This is a genomic window from Streptomyces sp. NPDC012794, assembly GCF_042901085.1.
Taxonomy (GTDB): Bacteria; Actinomycetota; Actinomycetes; order Streptomycetales; family Streptomycetaceae; genus Streptomyces.
In genome coordinates this window covers 221346-236868 of record NZ_JBIBCI010000009.1, presented here as the reverse complement: position 1 = coordinate 236868, position 15523 = coordinate 221346, and the positions used below count along the sequence as shown (strand labels likewise).

General features: G+C 74.8%; 12 protein-coding genes. 8 read left to right on the top strand and 4 right to left on the bottom strand.

Annotated elements, in window-relative coordinates:
- Positions 1–197 precede the first annotated feature (197 nt).
- The 4 genes from ACFY7H_RS19215 to ACFY7H_RS19200 all read left to right on the top strand — a co-directional run bounded on the left by ACFY7H_RS19215 (position 198) and on the right by ACFY7H_RS19200 (position 4329).
- Positions 198–860 carry a hypothetical protein gene (locus ACFY7H_RS19215; protein WP_388939428.1) on the top strand — a complete coding sequence of 221 codons (663 nt, stop codon included), beginning with the start codon at positions 198–200 and terminating at the stop codon, positions 858–860.
- A gap of 26 nt (positions 861–886) precedes the next feature.
- The gene (locus ACFY7H_RS19210) at positions 887–1666 is read left to right on the top strand and encodes a fibronectin type III domain-containing protein (RefSeq protein ID WP_388939426.1); all 780 of its coding nucleotides are present in this window, start codon (positions 887–889) and stop codon (positions 1664–1666) included.
- 172 nt (positions 1667–1838) lie between these two features.
- A complete protein-coding gene (locus ACFY7H_RS19205; RefSeq protein ID WP_388939425.1) occupies positions 1839–3530 on the top strand; it encodes a DUF4173 domain-containing protein in 1692 nt (563 codons plus the stop codon).
- A gap of 88 nt (positions 3531–3618) precedes the next feature.
- Positions 3619–4329 carry a PASTA domain-containing protein gene (locus tag ACFY7H_RS19200; protein ID WP_388939424.1) on the top strand — a complete coding sequence of 237 codons (711 nt, stop codon included), beginning with the start codon at positions 3619–3621 and terminating at the stop codon, positions 4327–4329.
- A gap of 25 nt (positions 4330–4354) precedes the next feature.
- Here the strand turns inward: ACFY7H_RS19200 and ACFY7H_RS19195 are convergent, their stop codons facing one another.
- Positions 4355–5122 carry a hypothetical protein gene (locus ACFY7H_RS19195; protein WP_388939422.1) on the bottom strand — a complete coding sequence of 256 codons (768 nt, stop codon included), beginning with the start codon at positions 5120–5122 and terminating at the stop codon, positions 4355–4357.
- A gap of 244 nt (positions 5123–5366) precedes the next feature.
- On the opposite strand from ACFY7H_RS19195, the gene ACFY7H_RS19190 reads away from it, so the two are divergent.
- Positions 5367–7241, top strand: a complete 1875-nt coding sequence (locus ACFY7H_RS19190) for an AMP-dependent synthetase/ligase (protein WP_388939420.1) — start codon at positions 5367–5369, stop codon at positions 7239–7241.
- 180 nt (positions 7242–7421) lie between these two features.
- A complete protein-coding gene (locus tag ACFY7H_RS19185) occupies positions 7422–8954 on the top strand; it encodes an alpha/beta hydrolase (protein WP_388939419.1) in 1533 nt (510 codons plus the stop codon).
- A gap of 41 nt (positions 8955–8995) precedes the next feature.
- On the opposite strand, the gene ACFY7H_RS19180 is transcribed toward ACFY7H_RS19185, so the two are convergent.
- On the bottom strand, positions 8996–10165 hold the full coding sequence (locus tag ACFY7H_RS19180) for a lipase family protein (RefSeq protein ID WP_388939417.1): 1170 nt from the start codon (positions 10163–10165) through the stop codon (positions 8996–8998).
- A gap of 241 nt (positions 10166–10406) precedes the next feature.
- Complete coding sequence (locus ACFY7H_RS19175) at positions 10407–11417, bottom strand: AraC family transcriptional regulator (RefSeq protein WP_388939416.1); 1011 nt, start codon at positions 11415–11417, stop codon at positions 10407–10409.
- Positions 11418–11535: 118 nt separating this feature from the next.
- Here ACFY7H_RS19175 and ACFY7H_RS19170 point away from each other — a divergent pair, with 118 nt between their 5' ends.
- The gene (locus ACFY7H_RS19170; RefSeq protein ID WP_388939414.1) at positions 11536–13266 is read left to right on the top strand and encodes an AMP-dependent synthetase/ligase; all 1731 of its coding nucleotides are present in this window, start codon (positions 11536–11538) and stop codon (positions 13264–13266) included.
- 29 nt (positions 13267–13295) lie between these two features.
- Here ACFY7H_RS19170 and ACFY7H_RS19165 read toward each other — a convergent pair whose 3' ends face one another.
- The gene (locus tag ACFY7H_RS19165) at positions 13296–14522 is read right to left on the bottom strand and encodes a PLP-dependent aminotransferase family protein (protein ID WP_388939412.1); all 1227 of its coding nucleotides are present in this window, start codon (positions 14520–14522) and stop codon (positions 13296–13298) included.
- A gap of 129 nt (positions 14523–14651) precedes the next feature.
- On the opposite strand from ACFY7H_RS19165, the gene ACFY7H_RS19160 reads away from it, so the two are divergent.
- Positions 14652–15506 carry a hypothetical protein gene (locus tag ACFY7H_RS19160; protein WP_388939410.1) on the top strand — a complete coding sequence of 285 codons (855 nt, stop codon included), beginning with the start codon at positions 14652–14654 and terminating at the stop codon, positions 15504–15506.
- Positions 15507–15523: the final 17 nt, after the last annotated feature.

The following is a 15523-nucleotide window of genomic DNA, read 5'->3' as shown; positions in this document are numbered from 1 at the left end:
ACGGCCTGCCGGGCCGGTGCCGTTGCGCCACACCTCCGCCCGGGCGCGTCGGCGCGCGGGCGCATAAACTGGTGTCGTCACGCCCTGCGCCCGTCGCGGGTTCCGGCACCCGCCCACGGGCCTGGGTACCACCCGTGGGCCGCGCCCGGGTCGAGACATCCGGGCCGGGCCGGGTCCACCCGTCCGAGAGGGCGACCATGACCGGCCACCTCCGGCGGCGGGCGTTCGGCCCGCTTGCCATGTTGTCCGCACCCGCGCTGGTGCTGCTGGCGGTCGCGCCCGCCGGCGCCCTGCCACTGGCCGCCACGGCGACCACCACGACCACGGCGACCACCACGACCACGACGGTGACTGCGCCGACGGTCTGCCACGGGTTGTCACAGGGTCAGGACCCGTACCACCGTGGCTGCCGTGAGGGCTACCTCCAGGGCTCCAGCTCCGGCAACCGCGACGGCAAACCGCCCATCTGCCAAAAGATCCTGCCGCCCTTGGTCCCGCCCAACCCCACGCCGTACGTACAGGGCAAGGCCGCGGGCTACGCGTACGGGTACAACCAGGCCTACGCGAAGTCGGCGGCCGCCAACAAGGCCGCGTGCGCCGCGATGAACAACCCCCAGCCCCCCCAGCCCCCACCGCAGCCGCAGCAGCAGACCCAGGAGAGCATGTTCGCCGCGGGGAAGTCGTCCGGGGAGGCCTGGGGACGTGACGAGGGGAAGGCGTGTCTCCTCGCACGCACCCACGCCCGGCTGATGCCACCCAAACAGCCCGACCCGCTCGTCATCGCCTTCCAGAACGGCTACGCACTGGGCTACGACACCGCCTTCGACGAGGCGTACCGCCAGAACTGCCTGAACAAGTGACCGTGTGCCGATTGCGAGGTAGGACGATGACGATGCGACGCGCTGCCATCGTGACGGCGGTGGTACCGCTGACCCTGCTGTGCGTGTGGACCGCCCCGCCCGCCTCGGCGGCCAGCACCCACACCATCACCGTGAGCGGAAGCCTGACGGTGTCGGACGCGCCGGGCATCACGACGAACCGCACCACGAGGACCATTCCCTTCACCAGAATCGCCCAGCTGAGCCACGACAGAACGAACGACACGCTGACCGCGGAGTCGTGCGTGGGCGGCGAGACCAGAGGTGTGCTGAGCGTCCAGATCCAGATCAGGGAGGACGAGACGGCGGTGATCTCCCCCACGCTCCGGCTCTACGAGGGCTCGGACTGTCTCACCAACGACCTCGACGGCGAGGACCAGGGCATTCAGCGGGGCTTGAGGCCGGGGAGGAGCCTGACCAACTGGGGGCTGTCCGCCGAGAACGGTGAGGCCGGCTCCGACGACTACGCCCGGGTGAACTTCAATGTGAAACATCAGGGCGGCACCGGTATCGGCGTCGGCAGCCCGGCCGAGCCGTCGAACGTGGTCGCCACCAGGGAGGCCGACCCCACGAGCGTGCGGGTGGAGTGGAGTGACGCCGCGACCGACGAGACGCGGTACGAGATCTTCAACAGCAGCCTCCAGCAGGCCAAGGGAGTGTCCGCGAACACCACCTCGTTCGTCTGGACGGGGCTGCCGCTGGGCAAGCAGTGCTTCCAGGTGCGGGCGGTCAACGACGTCGGTCCGTCGGACTGGACCCCGGTCAGTGCCAGGTCCGAGTGCGTCTGACCCCGCAACGGTGGGAGTCGGTACGAGGGGCGGCTGAGGATTCCGGTCGGCGGTGGGGGTCCTCCGCCGCCGGTTCCGGCTTGTCACGGTCCTGTCACAAGGGTGAGTTGAATGTGTTCAAAAGCTGGTGGTGCGGCCCTACGCTGAGCCCTCCGCAACAGGGGAGGGATCGATGTCCGAGAACGCCGAGAACGCCGGACAGGCGAAACCGGGAGGGCCCGCCCAGGCTCCGCTTCCGCCGACTCCGGTTCCGGCTCCGCAGCCGCCCATCGCCCCGGGCCTGCCCCGGCACGACCCGGCCGCCTGGCACGCCTGGCGGATGCAGCAGTTCCAACTGCAACAGCAGCAGGCCCGGGAGGCGGCCGCCGCGCGGGCGGCGAACTCGATGTGGCGGCGGATCCGGCCCGCAGAGGCAGCCCCGATCCAGACCGCCACCCTGGTCGCCGTGCTCGCGGCCGGGCTGACCACCGCCGTCGCCCTCGGGGACGGCATGGGCCCCGGGCTGCTGCTCGCCGCGCTGCCCGCCATGGTGGCCGCGTACGCCTCCGCCCGCGCGGCCGGGCGCAAGGCCCGCCCCTGGAGCCTGCTGTGGGCCGCCGGCTGCGTGGCGCTACTGGTGGTTCCGGCGCTGCGGGACTCCGCATGGCCGTCCACGCTGGCGATCCTCGCCGCCGTACTGCTCGCCGCGCTGGCCCTGCACGGAGCCGGCCGTTGGCCCGGCGTACTGCTCGCCCCGCTCGGGTTCCTCGACAGCGCCGTCAGCGGCGTCGGCTGGGCCTGGGCGGGCGTGCGGGCCCGCGGCGGCGGCGCGCGCCGCGGGCGCTGGCTGCCGGTGCTGAAGGCGGCCCTGGTGGCGGTGGCCCTGCTGCTCGTCTTCGGGACGCTGTTCGCCTCAGCCGACGCGGCCTTCGCGGACCTGCTCGGCGGGCTGGTCCCCGAGGTGTCGGTCGGGGACGGCCCCCTGAGGTTCCTGCTCTTCCTGACCGGCGCCGTCCTCGCGCTCGCCGCCGCCCGCACGGCGGCGGCCCCGCACCGCTGGGACCGGGTCAAGACCCGTCAGTGGAAGGCGCGTTCGCGGGTGGAGTGGAGCCTGCCGCTGATCGTGCTCAACCTGCTCTTCGCCGGGTTCAACGCGGTACAGCTGGCCGTGCTCTTCGGCGGCTACGGCAAGGTGCTGGAGAGCACGGGCCTCACGTACGCCGAGTACGCGCGCCAGGGCTTCTGGCAGCTGCTCTGGGCCACCGTGTTCGTGCTCGGGGTGATCGCGCTCGCGCTGCGCTGGGCACCGCGCGGCGGGGCGGGCGACCGGCGTCTGGTCCGCTCGGTGCTGGGGACGCTGTGCCTGCTGACGCTGGTGGTGGTCGCGTCGGCGGTGCGCCGGATGGACCTGTACGTGGACGCGTACGGGCTGACCCGGCTGCGACTGTCCGTCGTCACCATGGAACTGTGGCTGGGCCTGGTGCTCGTGCTGCTGATGGCGGCCGGGGCGGTCGGCGGGCGGTGGCTGGCCCGCGCGGTGGTCGGCAGCGCGGCCGCGACCGTACTGGCCTTCGGACTGCTCTCGCCGGACGGGATCATCGCGGAGAGCAACGTGACCCGGTACGAACAGGACGGCAAGCTCGACCTGAACTACCTCCGCGACCTGTCGGCGGACGCGGCCCCCGCCCTGGACCGGCTGCCCGAACCCCAGCGCTCCTGCGCCCTGACCGGGATCCGGGACGAGCTCCGGCGCGCCGGCGACGCCCCCTGGTACGCCACGAGCCTCGGCGAGTACCGGGCCCGCGAGATCCTGCGCGAGCGTCCGGTGACCACCACCTACCAGGAATGCAGGGTGCTCGGGGTGTACAGCGGCCCCAACCCGTGACCGCATGACGGGACTTCGGGGCGACCTGGTCGTGGACATGCCATGATGACGGCCGGTTCACCCCGTCCCGCCCCAGGAGTACCCCGTCGTGCGGATATCCCGGTTCCTCGCCCCCGTCGCCGTCCTCGGCGTCCTCGCCCTCACCGGCTGCGGGGGTGGTGCGCGGGCCGACGCGAAGGAGACCCCGGCCGCCGCCTCCCTGCCGCCGGCCACCGCGACGCCCACACCGTCGGCGACCACGGCCGCGCCGGATCCGGTCATGCCCGGCCTGACCGGCCGGACCGTGCGGGACGCGCGCCGGGAACTGGCCGCGCTGGACGCGGTCAAGGGGCGGATCACGGACGCCGCCCTGCACAAGGACGTCACCCTCCCCCCGGACCACGACGGCTGGTTCGTCTGCGAGACCGGCCCGGCGAGCGGTGCGCCGCTCCAGGCGGGCACCGCGGTGACCCTCAGGCTGGCGCAGAAGTCCGGCGACTGCTCCGTCGGCTTCCACGGCTACCTGGACGAGAAGAACGACCCGGCGTACACCCCGCCCAGGACCGCCGCCCCCACGCCGGAGCCGGAGCCGGAGCCGGCGCCCGCGAAGACCAAGCCCGCGGCGGGCGGCAGCGGCGGAGGGTCGATGACCACCTGCCCCGACGGCAAGAGCGGCTACGCCTGCACCTCCAACGGCCACCCGGTGGTGGACGGCCAGTTCTGCCCGAACGCCGACCGCGGCCGCACCGCCCGCGCCACCAACGGCACCACGGTCACCTGCTCCTACGACCCCAGCATCAAGCCGTACCGCTGGCAGTAGGCACCCGGAGGGCCGGCGGAGCCCGTCAGGCGCGGGAGTAGGAGCCGATGCCGACCAGGCAGTACACGTACTCGTTGATGACGCTGCCGTTGATCGTGTACTGGTACGAGAAGCCGTACTCCGTACGCGGGTTCTCGTCGCAGCGGCTCATGTCGCTGGTGCCGGGGAAGCGCTGGATGACCCGGTAGTGGGCGTCGGGGGCCGAGCAGGAGACCTCGTCGACGTCGACGGACTGGGCGACGGTGGAGTCCGGGAGCCGGCCGTTGAGGCAGGTGCCCGTCTCGAAGGGGCGGGGGGCCCGCGTGGTCGGGGTGGGGGCCGGCTCGGAGGTCTCCTCGTCCGCCGACGGGGTGGAGGCGGGCGGGTCGTACGTCGGCGGACGGTAGGTCGGCGCGGTGTACGTCGGCCAGGGGTCCGGGGTGTCCGTCGTGGAGGCCGTCGGGGCCGTGGATGCCGTGTGGGAGGAGTCGTCGTCGCCGACCGCGAGGGAGACGCCGACGATCAGCGCCGCCGCGGCCCCGAGCAGCACCAGCCACCCGACGGCACCGCCCTTGCGCGCAGGGGCGGCCGGGGCGGCCGTGGCCGCGGCCGTCGGCGGTGGTGCCGGTGGCCCGGACACCCGTATGCGCAGCAGGACTTCGGCCCCGCCGACCCTGGCCCGGACGAGGTCGCCGTTGCGGGCCGGGGGTATGCGCAGCCGTTGTGGGCCGTCCGGCAGGGGGACGGAGACCAGGGCGCCCGCGGCGGCCTGGGCGGGGGTGAGCGTCAGCTCGATTTCCTGGGACGGCGGCACGGCTGCTCCTCGGGGTGGGGGCGGACCCTCCGCGATTCTGTCCCTTCGCCTCGGGGGGACGCAGGCGTTCCGCGATGCGGGGCCGTCCCGGTGCCGGTGGCCGGCAGGTTGGCGTGTGCGCGCCTCGGGGGCATCCCGTCGACGTGGTGTGGAGCCGGCGGGGAGATGGCGTACGAGGGGTGTTCGCGGGAGGCGGCCGTGCGTACATTACCGGCGGTAACCCGCGCCGACCGAGGAGAACGCCGTGGACGCAGCCGCGCCGAAGCCCGTCGAGCCCGTCGAGCCCGTCAAGACGATCGTGGGCGGGGTGGTGCGGGAGGTGTCCGTGCCGGCGCTCGTCGGGCCGGCGACGAGCGGCTCCCTCGGGGACATACCGTTCCAGAACGCCCGCGAGGCCCCCCGCGAGGCCGTGCTCGCCCGCAAGGAACCCGACGGCACCTGGCGCGACGTCACCGCCGCCGAGTTCGCGCGCGAGGTCCTCGCCGTCGCCAAGGGGCTGATCGCCGAGGGGCTCGCCGAGGGCGACCGGCTCGCCATCATGGCCCGGACCACCTACGAGTGGACCCTGCTCGACTTCGCCGGCTGGGCCGCCGGGCTGGTCACCGTACCCATCTACCCGACCTCCTCCGCCCTCCAGGCCCGCTGGATCATCCACGACTCCGGGGCCGTGGCCTGCGCCGTCGAGGACACCGTCCAGGCGCGGCTCATCAGCGCCGAGCGCGCCCACCTCCCCGGCCTCGCGCACCTGTGGGAGTTCGACACCGGAGCGCTGGCCCGGCTCGCCAAGGCCGGGGAGCACCTGCCCGACGCGATCGTGCACGCGCGCAGGGCCGCCCGTACCCCCGAATCCGTCGCCACCCTCGTCTACACCTCCGGCACCACGGGCAGGCCCAAGGGCTGCGTGCTGACCCACGGCAACTTCCACGCCGAGGTCGACAACGCCGTGGAGCTGCTGCACCCCGTCTTCCGGTCCGTCAGCAGGGACCCGGCCTCCACGCTGCTCTTCCTGCCGCTCTCGCACGTGTTCGGGCGGATGGTCGCCGTCGGCTGCCTGCGCGCCCGGGTGAAGCTCGGGCACGCGCCGAGCATCAGCACCGACGAACTCCTCGCCGACCTCGCCGGCTTCCGGCCGACCTTCCTGCTCGCCATCCCCTACGTCCTGGAGAAGGTCTACAACACCGCCCGCGCCACCGCCGAGCGGATGGGCCGCGCCTCCTCCTTCGACCGGGCCGCCCGCATCGCCCAGCGGTACGGGGAAGCCGCGGAGGGCAACCCGCCCGGGCTGGGCCTGCGGGCCGCCCGGGCCCTGTACGACCCGCTCGTCTACCGGCGGATCCGGGCCGCGCTCGGCGGCCGGGTGCGCTACGTCCTCAGCGGCGGCTCACCCCTCGGGCGGCGCCTCGCCGCCTTCTACACCGGCGCGGGCATCGACGTCTTCGAGGGCTACGGCCTGACGGAGACGACCGCGGCCTCGACCGTCACCCCGCCCCAGCGCCCCCGGCTCGGCACCGTCGGCTGGCCCCTGCCCGGGACGGCGGTGCGCATCGCCGACGACGGGGAGGTGCTGCTGCGCGGCCGGCACGTCTTCGCCGGGTACTGGAACGCGGCCGCCCACCAGCCCGGGCAGTGGCTGGCCACCGGGGACATCGGCGAGCTGGACGCCGACGGGTACCTGACCATCACCGGCCGGAAGAAGGACCTGATCATCACCTCCGGCGGCAAGAACGTCGCCCCCGCGCCCCTGGAGGACTGGCTGCGCGCCCACCCCCTGGTCGGCCAGTGCCTGGTGATCGGCGACAACCGGCCCTACGTCGCCGCCCTCATCACCCTGGAGCCCGACGGGCTCGCCCACTGGCGGCAGATGCGCAAGAAGCAGGGAGTGCCCCTGCGCGAGCTGGTCACCGACCCGGAGCTGCTGGCGGAGCTCCAGCGGGCGGTCGACGAGGCGAACAAGCTGGTCTCGCGGGCCGAGTCCATCCGCCGCTTCACCGTCCTGCCGGCGGAATTCACCGAGGAACGCGGCCACCTGACGCCCTCGCTGAAGCTCAGGCGCGCCGCCATCGCCCGCGACTACGAGCGCGAGATCGACGAGCTGTACCGGGCGCCCCGCACGGCCTGACGGGGGTGCCCGACGCCGCCTGACGCGGGTGCCCGGCGCCGCTTGACCGGGCACCCCGCACCGCCTGGCGCGGGCGCCCCGCACCCGGTGCCCCGACGGGCGGCTCCGGGGGCGGGGGCGACGCGGCCCGCTTATGGTGGGCTGGGCCGACCGGTCCGGGGGGCGACCCGAGGAGGGCGCATGCCCCGTCACCGCCTCCGCCCCCGTACCGCCGCCGGCGCGGCCTGCGCACTGGTCCTGGCGGCCTCCCTCGCGGCCGTCCCCGGACCGCCCCAGGGCCCCGCCCGGAGCCCCGCGCCCACCGCCGGACCGCGCATACGGTGGGGGGACTGCCCCCTCGAACGCGTCCCCGCGGCGATGCGGTGCGCGGAGGTGACCGTCCCCCTCGACCACGCCGACCCCGCCAAGGGCACCACCCGGGTGGCGGTGGCCCGCATCCCCGCCACCGCGCCCGGCCGCAGACCCCTCGGCTCCCTGCTGCTGAACTTCGGCGGCCCCGGCGGCCCCGGGATCGCCTCCCTGGCCGCCGACACCGGGCTCTTCGCCCGCCTGGGCCAGCGCTACGACCTCGTCACCTTCGACCCCCGCGGCGTCGGCCTGAGCTCGCCCGTCTCCTGCGGCGGCTCCCAGGAGACCGGCGACGAGGTGCCGGGCGACGCCGCCTCCCAGCTGGCCGCCCTGCGCGCCGTGGCCGAGCGGTGCGCGCTGCACTCCGGGCCCGTGCTCCCGTACGTCGGCACCGTCAACGTCTCCCGCGACCTGGACCGCATCCGCCACGCCCTCGGCGACAAGAAGCTCAACTACCTCGGCTTCTCCTACGGCACCCGGCTCGGCGCCGTCTACGCCGCGCAGTTCCCGAAGAGGACCGGCCGGATGGTCCTCGACGGGGTCGACACCCTCACCGAACCGCTCGCCGAGCAGGCCCTGGTCTCCGCCCGCGGCCAGCAACGGGCCCTGGACCACTTCCTCGTCTGGTGCGCCCACCGGCGCGACTGCGTCTACGGCAGCAACACCCGCACCGCCCGGGAGAAGGTCGAGGCCCTGGTCGAACGGCTCGACCAGCACCCGCTGGTCGGGGACGACGGCTCGCACTTCACCGGACAGGACGTGGTGGGCGCCATCGCGGCCGCCCTGTACTCCAAGAGCCAGTGGCCCGACCTCGCCGAGGCCCTCGCCCGCGTGGAGCGCGACCGCGACCCCGTCGCCCTGATGGAACTGGGCGGCCCGGCCGAGACACCGCCCGACGACGGACCCACCCGGATCCCCGACGACAACGCCTCGGCCGCCCGCACCGCCGTCAACTGCGCCGACGACCCGGACCGGAGCAACGACGAGGCCACCCCCGAGGCCATCGCACAGGAGATCGGCGACCTCCGGGCCGACTTCCAGCGGACCTCGCCGATCTTCGGGCCGGGCCAGCTGATGACCGTACTGTCCTGCTACGGCCGCCCCGCCGGCACCGACTTCATCCGCCGGATCGACCGCCCCGGCGCGCCCCGCATGCTCCTCGTCGGCACGCGCGGGGACCCGGCGACCCCGTACGAGTGGACCGAGGAGACGGCCCGCCGGCTCGGTTCGGCGGTGGTGATCGACCACAGGGGCGACGGGCACACCGGCTACGCCGCCTCGCCCTGCGTCCGTGACTACGTCGACGACTTCCTCACCGGCGGGAAGCTGCCGGGCGGGACGCGCTCCTGCCCCGCCGGGGAGTGAACCGGCGGGGCGGGCACGGCGGTGCGGTCCCCGCGGGCGGTTCAGCAGTCGGGGCGGGTGGCCCGGCCCGCGAAACGGTCCGCCAGCCAGTCCCCGACGGCCGCGGAGTGGGTGATGACCCCGCTGACGTGCTCACCGAGCACGATGGTGTCGAACTGGACGTCCGCGCCCCGCGCGCACCACTCGGAGCGCAGCCGCCGCCCCACCGCGTACGGGATCAGCTCGTCGCCGAGCGCGTGGTACTGGAGCACGGGCGCGGCCGGGGCCTTCCCGCCCAGCCGGCTCTGGTTCAGGCGGGCCCGCCAGTCGGGCTGCGCGAGCGGGTCGCGGGTGGTCAGGTCGGAGATCCGCTTGAAGGAGCCGGCGATCGCGTCGACCGCCACGCAGTGCTCCTTCATCCCGGCCACCAGCGCCCGGCCCGCCGGGTTGAGGTACGAGTCGAGCCGCAGCTCCGGGAAGGCCGCGTCCTGGCCGGCGGCCGCCATGAAGATCAGCCCGGAGCCGAAGGAGCCGTCGTTGAAGGCGGCCACCTCCAGCAGGTCGGCGGGGACCCCGCCCGTCGCCGTGCCCTTCACCTTCAGCTCCGGCGCGTACGAACCGTGCAGCTCGGCGGCCCAGCTGCCTGCCTGGCCGCCCTGGGAGTAGCCCATGATGCCGACCGGGGTGTCCGCCGTCAGCCCGGTCCCGGGCAGCCGGATCGCGGCGCGGGCGGCGTCGAGCATGGCGTGGCCCGCCGAGGGCCCCACCGTGTAGGTGTGGACGCCGGGGGTGCCGAGGCCCTCGTAGTCGGTGACGACCACGGCCCAGCCGCGCCGGGTGTACTGCTGGATCAGGTTGGCCTCCATGGCGGTGCCGTACGGGAGGTTGTTGCTCGGCGCGCAGGAGTCGCCCATGCCCACGGTCCCGACGGCGTACGTGATCAGGGGGCGCGGGCCGGTGCGGCCGTCCTGCGGGACGATGACGGTGCCCGAGACGACGTTCGGGGCGCCGTCGGCGGTGGTCGAGCGGTAGTGCACCTTCCAGGCCCTGGTGCCGCTCGGCTGGCCGGGCAGCGGGTGGAAGGCGGACGGGGCGCTGCTGACGATGTCGCCGGGGCGGCCGGTGACATCGCCGTCGGCGGCGGTGGCGGCGGTGGCGGAGGGGGTCACGGCCGGGAAGGCCAGGGCGGTCAGTGCGGCCGCGGCGGCCAGGGCGGTGCTGCGCAAACGCATGGGCGGAACTCCCAACGTGCGTAAGGGTGGGGGCAGGTGAGGCGAAGGTAGTGACCGACCGGTCGGCATGTCGCTGACCGGACAGCTCACCTTTCCTGACCGCGCCTCCCACCCCCGGCCCGGCGCGCCGCCTCGAGACCCGCCCGCCGCGCCCGGCCGTGCCGCCGTGTCACCCGCCGCGCCCGGCCGTCACCCGCCTGCCGCACCCGCCCGCGCCCCGCCCCGCCGCCCCGCCGCCTCGTCACCCGCCCGAGGAGATCCGGTACGCCCCCGGCGTCGTCCCCGTCCAGCGGCGGAACGCGCGGTGGAAGGCGGTGTCCTCCGAGAAACCCAGCCGGGCGGCGAGTTCCGCGATCGGCTCCCGGCTCTCGGCCAGTCCCGCGATCGCCGCGTCCCGCCGCACCTGGTCCTTGAGCTGCTGGAAGGAGGTCCCTTCCTGCCGGAGCCGGCGCCGCAGCGTCGCCGGGGACACCGCCAGGCACGCCGCCACCTCCCCGAGCTCCGGCAGCCGGGGCGAGCCGCGCAGCCGCCGCGTCAGGGTCCGGCGTACCTGCTCGGCGACCGTGGTCCCGTACTCCGGGCGCGACAGCAGGTCGAAGGGGGCACGGCGCAGCATCGCGTCGAGCGCGGCCTCGTCCCGCACCAGCGGCGCGGTCAGCCACCGCGCGTCGAAGACGGCCTCGGTGCGCCCGGCCCCGAAGCGCACCGGGCAGTCGAAGAGGGTGTCGTACTCGTCGCGGTGCGGCGGCGGGGGATAGGCGAAGGCGGCGTGGACCAGCGGGATCCGCCGTCCGACGAGCCAGCTGCTGAGCCGGTGCCAGATCGCGAGCACGCACTCGGTGAGGAAGCGTTCCTCGTCCCCGTCGAAATCGTTGCGCACGCCGAACCGCGCCCGCCCGCCCGCCGTCTCCAGCACCAGCTCCGGCCCGCCGGGGAACAGCCCGTAGAACACGGCCGCCCGCTCCACGGCCGCACCCAGGTCCCGGCAGCCCAGGCAGGCGTGGCACATCATCGCGAAGGTGCCCGGCCGGCTCGGGACGGCCGACAGCCCGAGGAACTCGTCCTGCGTGGTCCGGTACAGGGCGCGGAAGAGGCGCGCGAACTGCGCGGGCGTGATCCGCGCCCGGTCGTCACCCAGCAGCAGCGGCGGGATCTGCGCCTCCTGGAGCAACGGCACCAGGTCGCAGCCGGCGCGCCGCGCCCCCGCGAGCACGGCGCGCACGTGGTGCACGGTGACCGTCCGCCTCCCCATGGCTCCGAAGGTAGCCCCAATGAGCGCTGCGGTCAGCGGGGGTGACGCTTCCGGTCATGCCGGGCGGGCCCCGGCCGGGCCCACCATCGGGGGTCACCTACCCCCGGGAGGGCATGCCATGGACGGTCGGCCGAGCACACCGGCGGTGTTCACCCAGTGGACCGAGGAGCGGTACGGGCCGCACCCGGCGCTCCGCTTCCGCGCACCGGACGGCACCTGGCGGACCCGCAGCCACACCCAACTCGCCGCGGCCGTACGGGAGAGCGGGCGCGCCCTCCTCGGCCTGGGCGTCGGGGCCGGCGAGCGGGTGGCGGTCCTCGCCGAGACCCGGCCCGAGTGGACCTACACCCACCTCGGCATCCTCGCGGCGGGCGCGGTCCTGGTGCCCGTGTACCCGACGGCGGGGGAGGAGGAGCTGGCCTGGGTGCTGTCCGACTCCGAGGCGGTGATCGCCGTCTGCGAGGACGCCGCCCAGGCCGCCCGGGTGGAGGCGCTGCGGCCGGAACTGCCCGCGCTGCGGGCGGTCGTACGCATGGACGAGGAGATCCCGGCCATGGCACCGCAGGCCGAACTCGACGCCCGGGCCGCCTCGGTCACCCCCGACGCGGACGCTGCGATCGTCTACACCTCGGGCACCACGGGCCCGCCCAAGGGCTGCCGGCTCACGCACGGCAACCTCGGGGCCGTCCAGGACGCCATCCTCCCGCTGCTCCCGGGCGGGCCCGGCTCCTCGACGTACCTGTACCTGCCGCTGGCGCACCTGCTGGCGCAGCTGATCCAGTTCACCACCCTGCTGGAGGGCGACGAGCTGTGCTATTTCGGGGGCCGGGTGGAGGACGTCGTCGCCGAGCTGGCCGAGGCGCGGCCGACGCATCTGCCCTCGGTGCCCCGGCTGTTCGAGAAGGTGCACGCGATGGCGCTCGGGCTGGCGGAGGGGCGCGAGGGCGGCCGGGAGCGCTTCGAGGAGGCGGTCCGGCTGGGCGTCCTGGCGGCGGACGGCACTCTGCCGGAGGAACTGCGTCCGGCGTGGGAGGAGGCCGAGGAGTCCCTCTACGCCCCCGTCCGGGCGGCCTTCGGGGGCCGGCTCACCTGGGCCCTGACCGGCGGCGCCCCGATCGCCCCCGCCACCCTCGACTTCCTGCGCGCCTGCGGGATCCGGGTGTTCGAGGGCTACGGGATGACCGAGTCCGCCGGGGTGATCAGCCTCAACCACCCGGACGCCGTCCGGTACGGCACGGTGGGCCGGCCGGTGGCGGGCTGCGAGGTGCGGATCGCCCCGGACGGGGAGGTGCTCGCCCGGGGCCCGATGGTCTTCCCCGGCTACCACGCCAACCCCGGCGCCACCGCCGGGGCCCTCGACGCGGACGGCTGGCTGCACACGGGGGACCTGGGCGCCCTGGACGGCGACGGCTTCCTGACCATCACCGGCCGCAAGAAGGAGCTGATCATCACCTCGGCCGGCAAGAACATCACCCCGACCGAGGTGGAGTTCGCCGTGCGGGCCGCCTCCCGCTTCGTCTCCCGCGCGGTCCTGATCGGCGACCGGCGCCCCCACCCGGTGGCCCTGATCACCCTGGACACCGAGGAGGTCACCGCTTGGGCGGCCCGCGAAGCCCTCGACCTCGGCCCGGTACCGGCCGCCCACCCGGCGGTACGGGAGCTGGTGGCCGCGGCCGTCGCCGCCGCCAACGCCACCGTCTCCCGCCCGGCCCGCATCCGCGCCTTCCGCGTCCTGGACGAGGAGCTCTCGGTCGGCGCCGGCACCCTCACCCCGACCCTCAAACCCCGCCGCGCCGAGGTGGCCCGGCGCTACGCCGCCGAGATCGAGGAGCTGTACGCCGCCCGGTAGGCGCCGCCCGGGACCTTGGCGGCAAGGGCCTACGACAGGGCGAGCCGGAGCCGGTCCAGGCCCTCGGTGATCTCCCGCGGGGTGTGCGTGGTGAAGGACAGCCGCAGCGTGCGCGGGTCCGGGGTGCCCGTGAAGAAGGGGGCGCCGGGGACGTACGCCACGTCGTGCCCGACCGCGGACTTCAGCAGGGCCCCCGCGTCCCGGCCCTCGGGGAGGCGCGCCCACACGAACATGCCGCCCTCGGGGCGGTTCCACTCCGAGCCCGCCGGGAGCGCCCCGCCGAGTCCCGCCAGGAGGGCGTCGCGCCGGGCCCGGTAGGCGTCCCGGACCCGGGCGACGTGGGCGTCGAGGTCGTGGGCGCCGAGGTAGTGGGCGGCGGCCAGCTGGTCCACCGTCGAGGTGTGCAGGTCCGCCGCCTGCTTGGCGACCACCGCCGCGCGGCGCAGGGCGGCGGGCGCGCGCAGCCAGCCCAGGCGCAGCCCCGGGGCCATGACCTTGGAGAAGCTGCCGAGCAGGGCGGTGCGGTCCTCGGCGCCCGGGTGGGCGGCGATCCAGGGCTCGTGGGCGCCCTCGTAGCGGAGCTCGCCGTACGGGTCGTCCTCCACCAGCCACAGCCCGAGCCGGGCCGCGATCCGGGCCACCTCCGCCCGGCGGTCCCCGGGCAGGGTGCGCCCGGTCGGGTTCTGGAAGGTGGGGATGGTGTAGAGCAGCTTCGGCCGCTCCCGGGCGGTGATCTCGGCGAGGGCGTCGGGGAGCAGGCCCTGCCCGTCGCAGGGCACCGGTATGACCCGGGCGCCGGCAAGGCCGAAGCACTGCAGGGCCGCCAGGTAGGTGGGGTTCTCGACGAGCACCGTGTCGCCGGGCTCCAGGAGGGTGGCGGCGAGGAGGGTCAGCCCCTGCTGGGAGCCGGTGGTGACCAGCACGTCCTGCGCCGAGGTGGGCAGGCCCCGGGCGGCGGCCCGGGCGGCGACGGCCGCGCGCAGTTCGGGGGCGCCCTCGGTGGTGGAGTACTGGAGGGCCCGGGCGGCTTCGGCGCCGGTCAGGACGGTGTCGTACGCCGCCCTCAGGCCCTCGGTGTCGAAGAGTTCGGGCGCGGGCAGGCCCCCGGCGAAGGAGATCACCCCGGGGCGTTCGGTGAGCGCGAGGATCTCGCGCACGGGCGAACCGCCCACGGCGGCCGCGCGGGCGGCGAAGCCGGGCGGAGCGGCGGCGGGCAGGGCGTCGGGCGTGACGGCGGCAGCGGTGCTCGGGCGCATGGGGGTGGCTCCTTCGGTGGCGGGTGGCGGCAGCCTAGCGCCGAAAGGTGCAGTGCACACCTACCATTCCGGAGAGTGAACAGCGGTAGCGCTCTCCACAACTGACGTAGCATCAGATAAACCGGTGGCATGACGAGAGACGAGCGGGAACGAGAGGACACCCGGGCCGGGGACTACGCGGAGCTCGCGGCCGTCGGCCCGTACGGGGTCCGCCCCGGCCACGCCCTGATCACCATGGTGGAACCGCACCCGGGCCACGAGTACGCGTACAACCGCTGGTACGAGGACGACCACTACTACGCCGGCGCCATGGCCATGCCCTGGATGTACGCCGGCCGCCGCTGGGTGGCCACCCGCGAGCTCCAGGAGCTGCGGTACCCCGAGAAGTCGGCCGTCGCCCAGCCCGTCACCGCCGGCTGCTACCTCTCGACGTACTGGGTGACCGAGGGCCGCTACGACGAGCACATGAAGTGGACCGTCGGCATCAACAGGCGGCTGAACCGCGACGGGCGCGTCTACCAGGACCGCACCCACGTCTTCACGGCCTTCCAGGACCACGAGGCCACCGTCTACCGTGACGGCGCCGCCGGCCCCCGGGACTACCACGCCCTCGACCACCCGTACGCCGGGCTCGTCCTCCAGGTCGTCGACACCGACGGGCCCGGACGGCGGGAGGAGCTGCGGGAGTGGCTGCGTTCCCGGGCCCTGCCGCGGCGGCTGCACGGCTCACCCGCGGCGATGGTCACGCTCTTCCGGCCGACACCGCTGCCCGGCGACCGGATGACCTACGTCAAGGAGGTCGAGGGGATCGGAACCCGGCTCACGCTGCTGTGGTTCCTGGAGGCCGACCCGCGCACCTGCTGGGACCGCTTCCGGGGGCTGGACGCGGAGGTCGCGGAGTCGGGGCTGGGGAGGGTCGAGCTGGTGGCGCCGTTCGTCCCGACCGTGCCGGGGACCGACCGGTACGTCGACCAGCTGCGCTGAGGCGGCCGACGGGGGCC

What these genes read in the sequence shown, in the direction of transcription:
- ACFY7H_RS19215 (WP_388939428.1), top strand. Translation starts at nt 198, where the DNA reads ATGACCGGCCACCTCCGGCGGCGGGCGTTCGGCCCGCTTGCCATGTTG.
- ACFY7H_RS19210 (WP_388939426.1), top strand. Translation starts at nt 887, where the DNA reads ATGACGATGCGACGCGCTGCCATCGTGACGGCGGTGGTACCGCTGACC.
- ACFY7H_RS19205 (WP_388939425.1), top strand. Translation starts at nt 1,839, where the DNA reads ATGTCCGAGAACGCCGAGAACGCCGGACAGGCGAAACCGGGAGGGCCC.
- ACFY7H_RS19185 (WP_388939419.1), top strand. Translation starts at nt 7,422, where the DNA reads ATGCCCCGTCACCGCCTCCGCCCCCGTACCGCCGCCGGCGCGGCCTGC.
- ACFY7H_RS19180 (WP_388939417.1), bottom strand. Translation starts at nt 10,165, where the DNA reads ATGCGTTTGCGCAGCACCGCCCTGGCCGCCGCGGCCGCACTGACCGCC.
- ACFY7H_RS19175 (WP_388939416.1), bottom strand. Translation starts at nt 11,417, where the DNA reads ATGGGGAGGCGGACGGTCACCGTGCACCACGTGCGCGCCGTGCTCGCG.
- ACFY7H_RS19170 (WP_388939414.1), top strand. Translation starts at nt 11,536, where the DNA reads ATGGACGGTCGGCCGAGCACACCGGCGGTGTTCACCCAGTGGACCGAG.
- ACFY7H_RS19165 (WP_388939412.1), bottom strand. Translation starts at nt 14,522, where the DNA reads ATGCGCCCGAGCACCGCTGCCGCCGTCACGCCCGACGCCCTGCCCGCC.
- ACFY7H_RS19160 (WP_388939410.1), top strand. Translation starts at nt 14,652, where the DNA reads ATGACGAGAGACGAGCGGGAACGAGAGGACACCCGGGCCGGGGACTAC.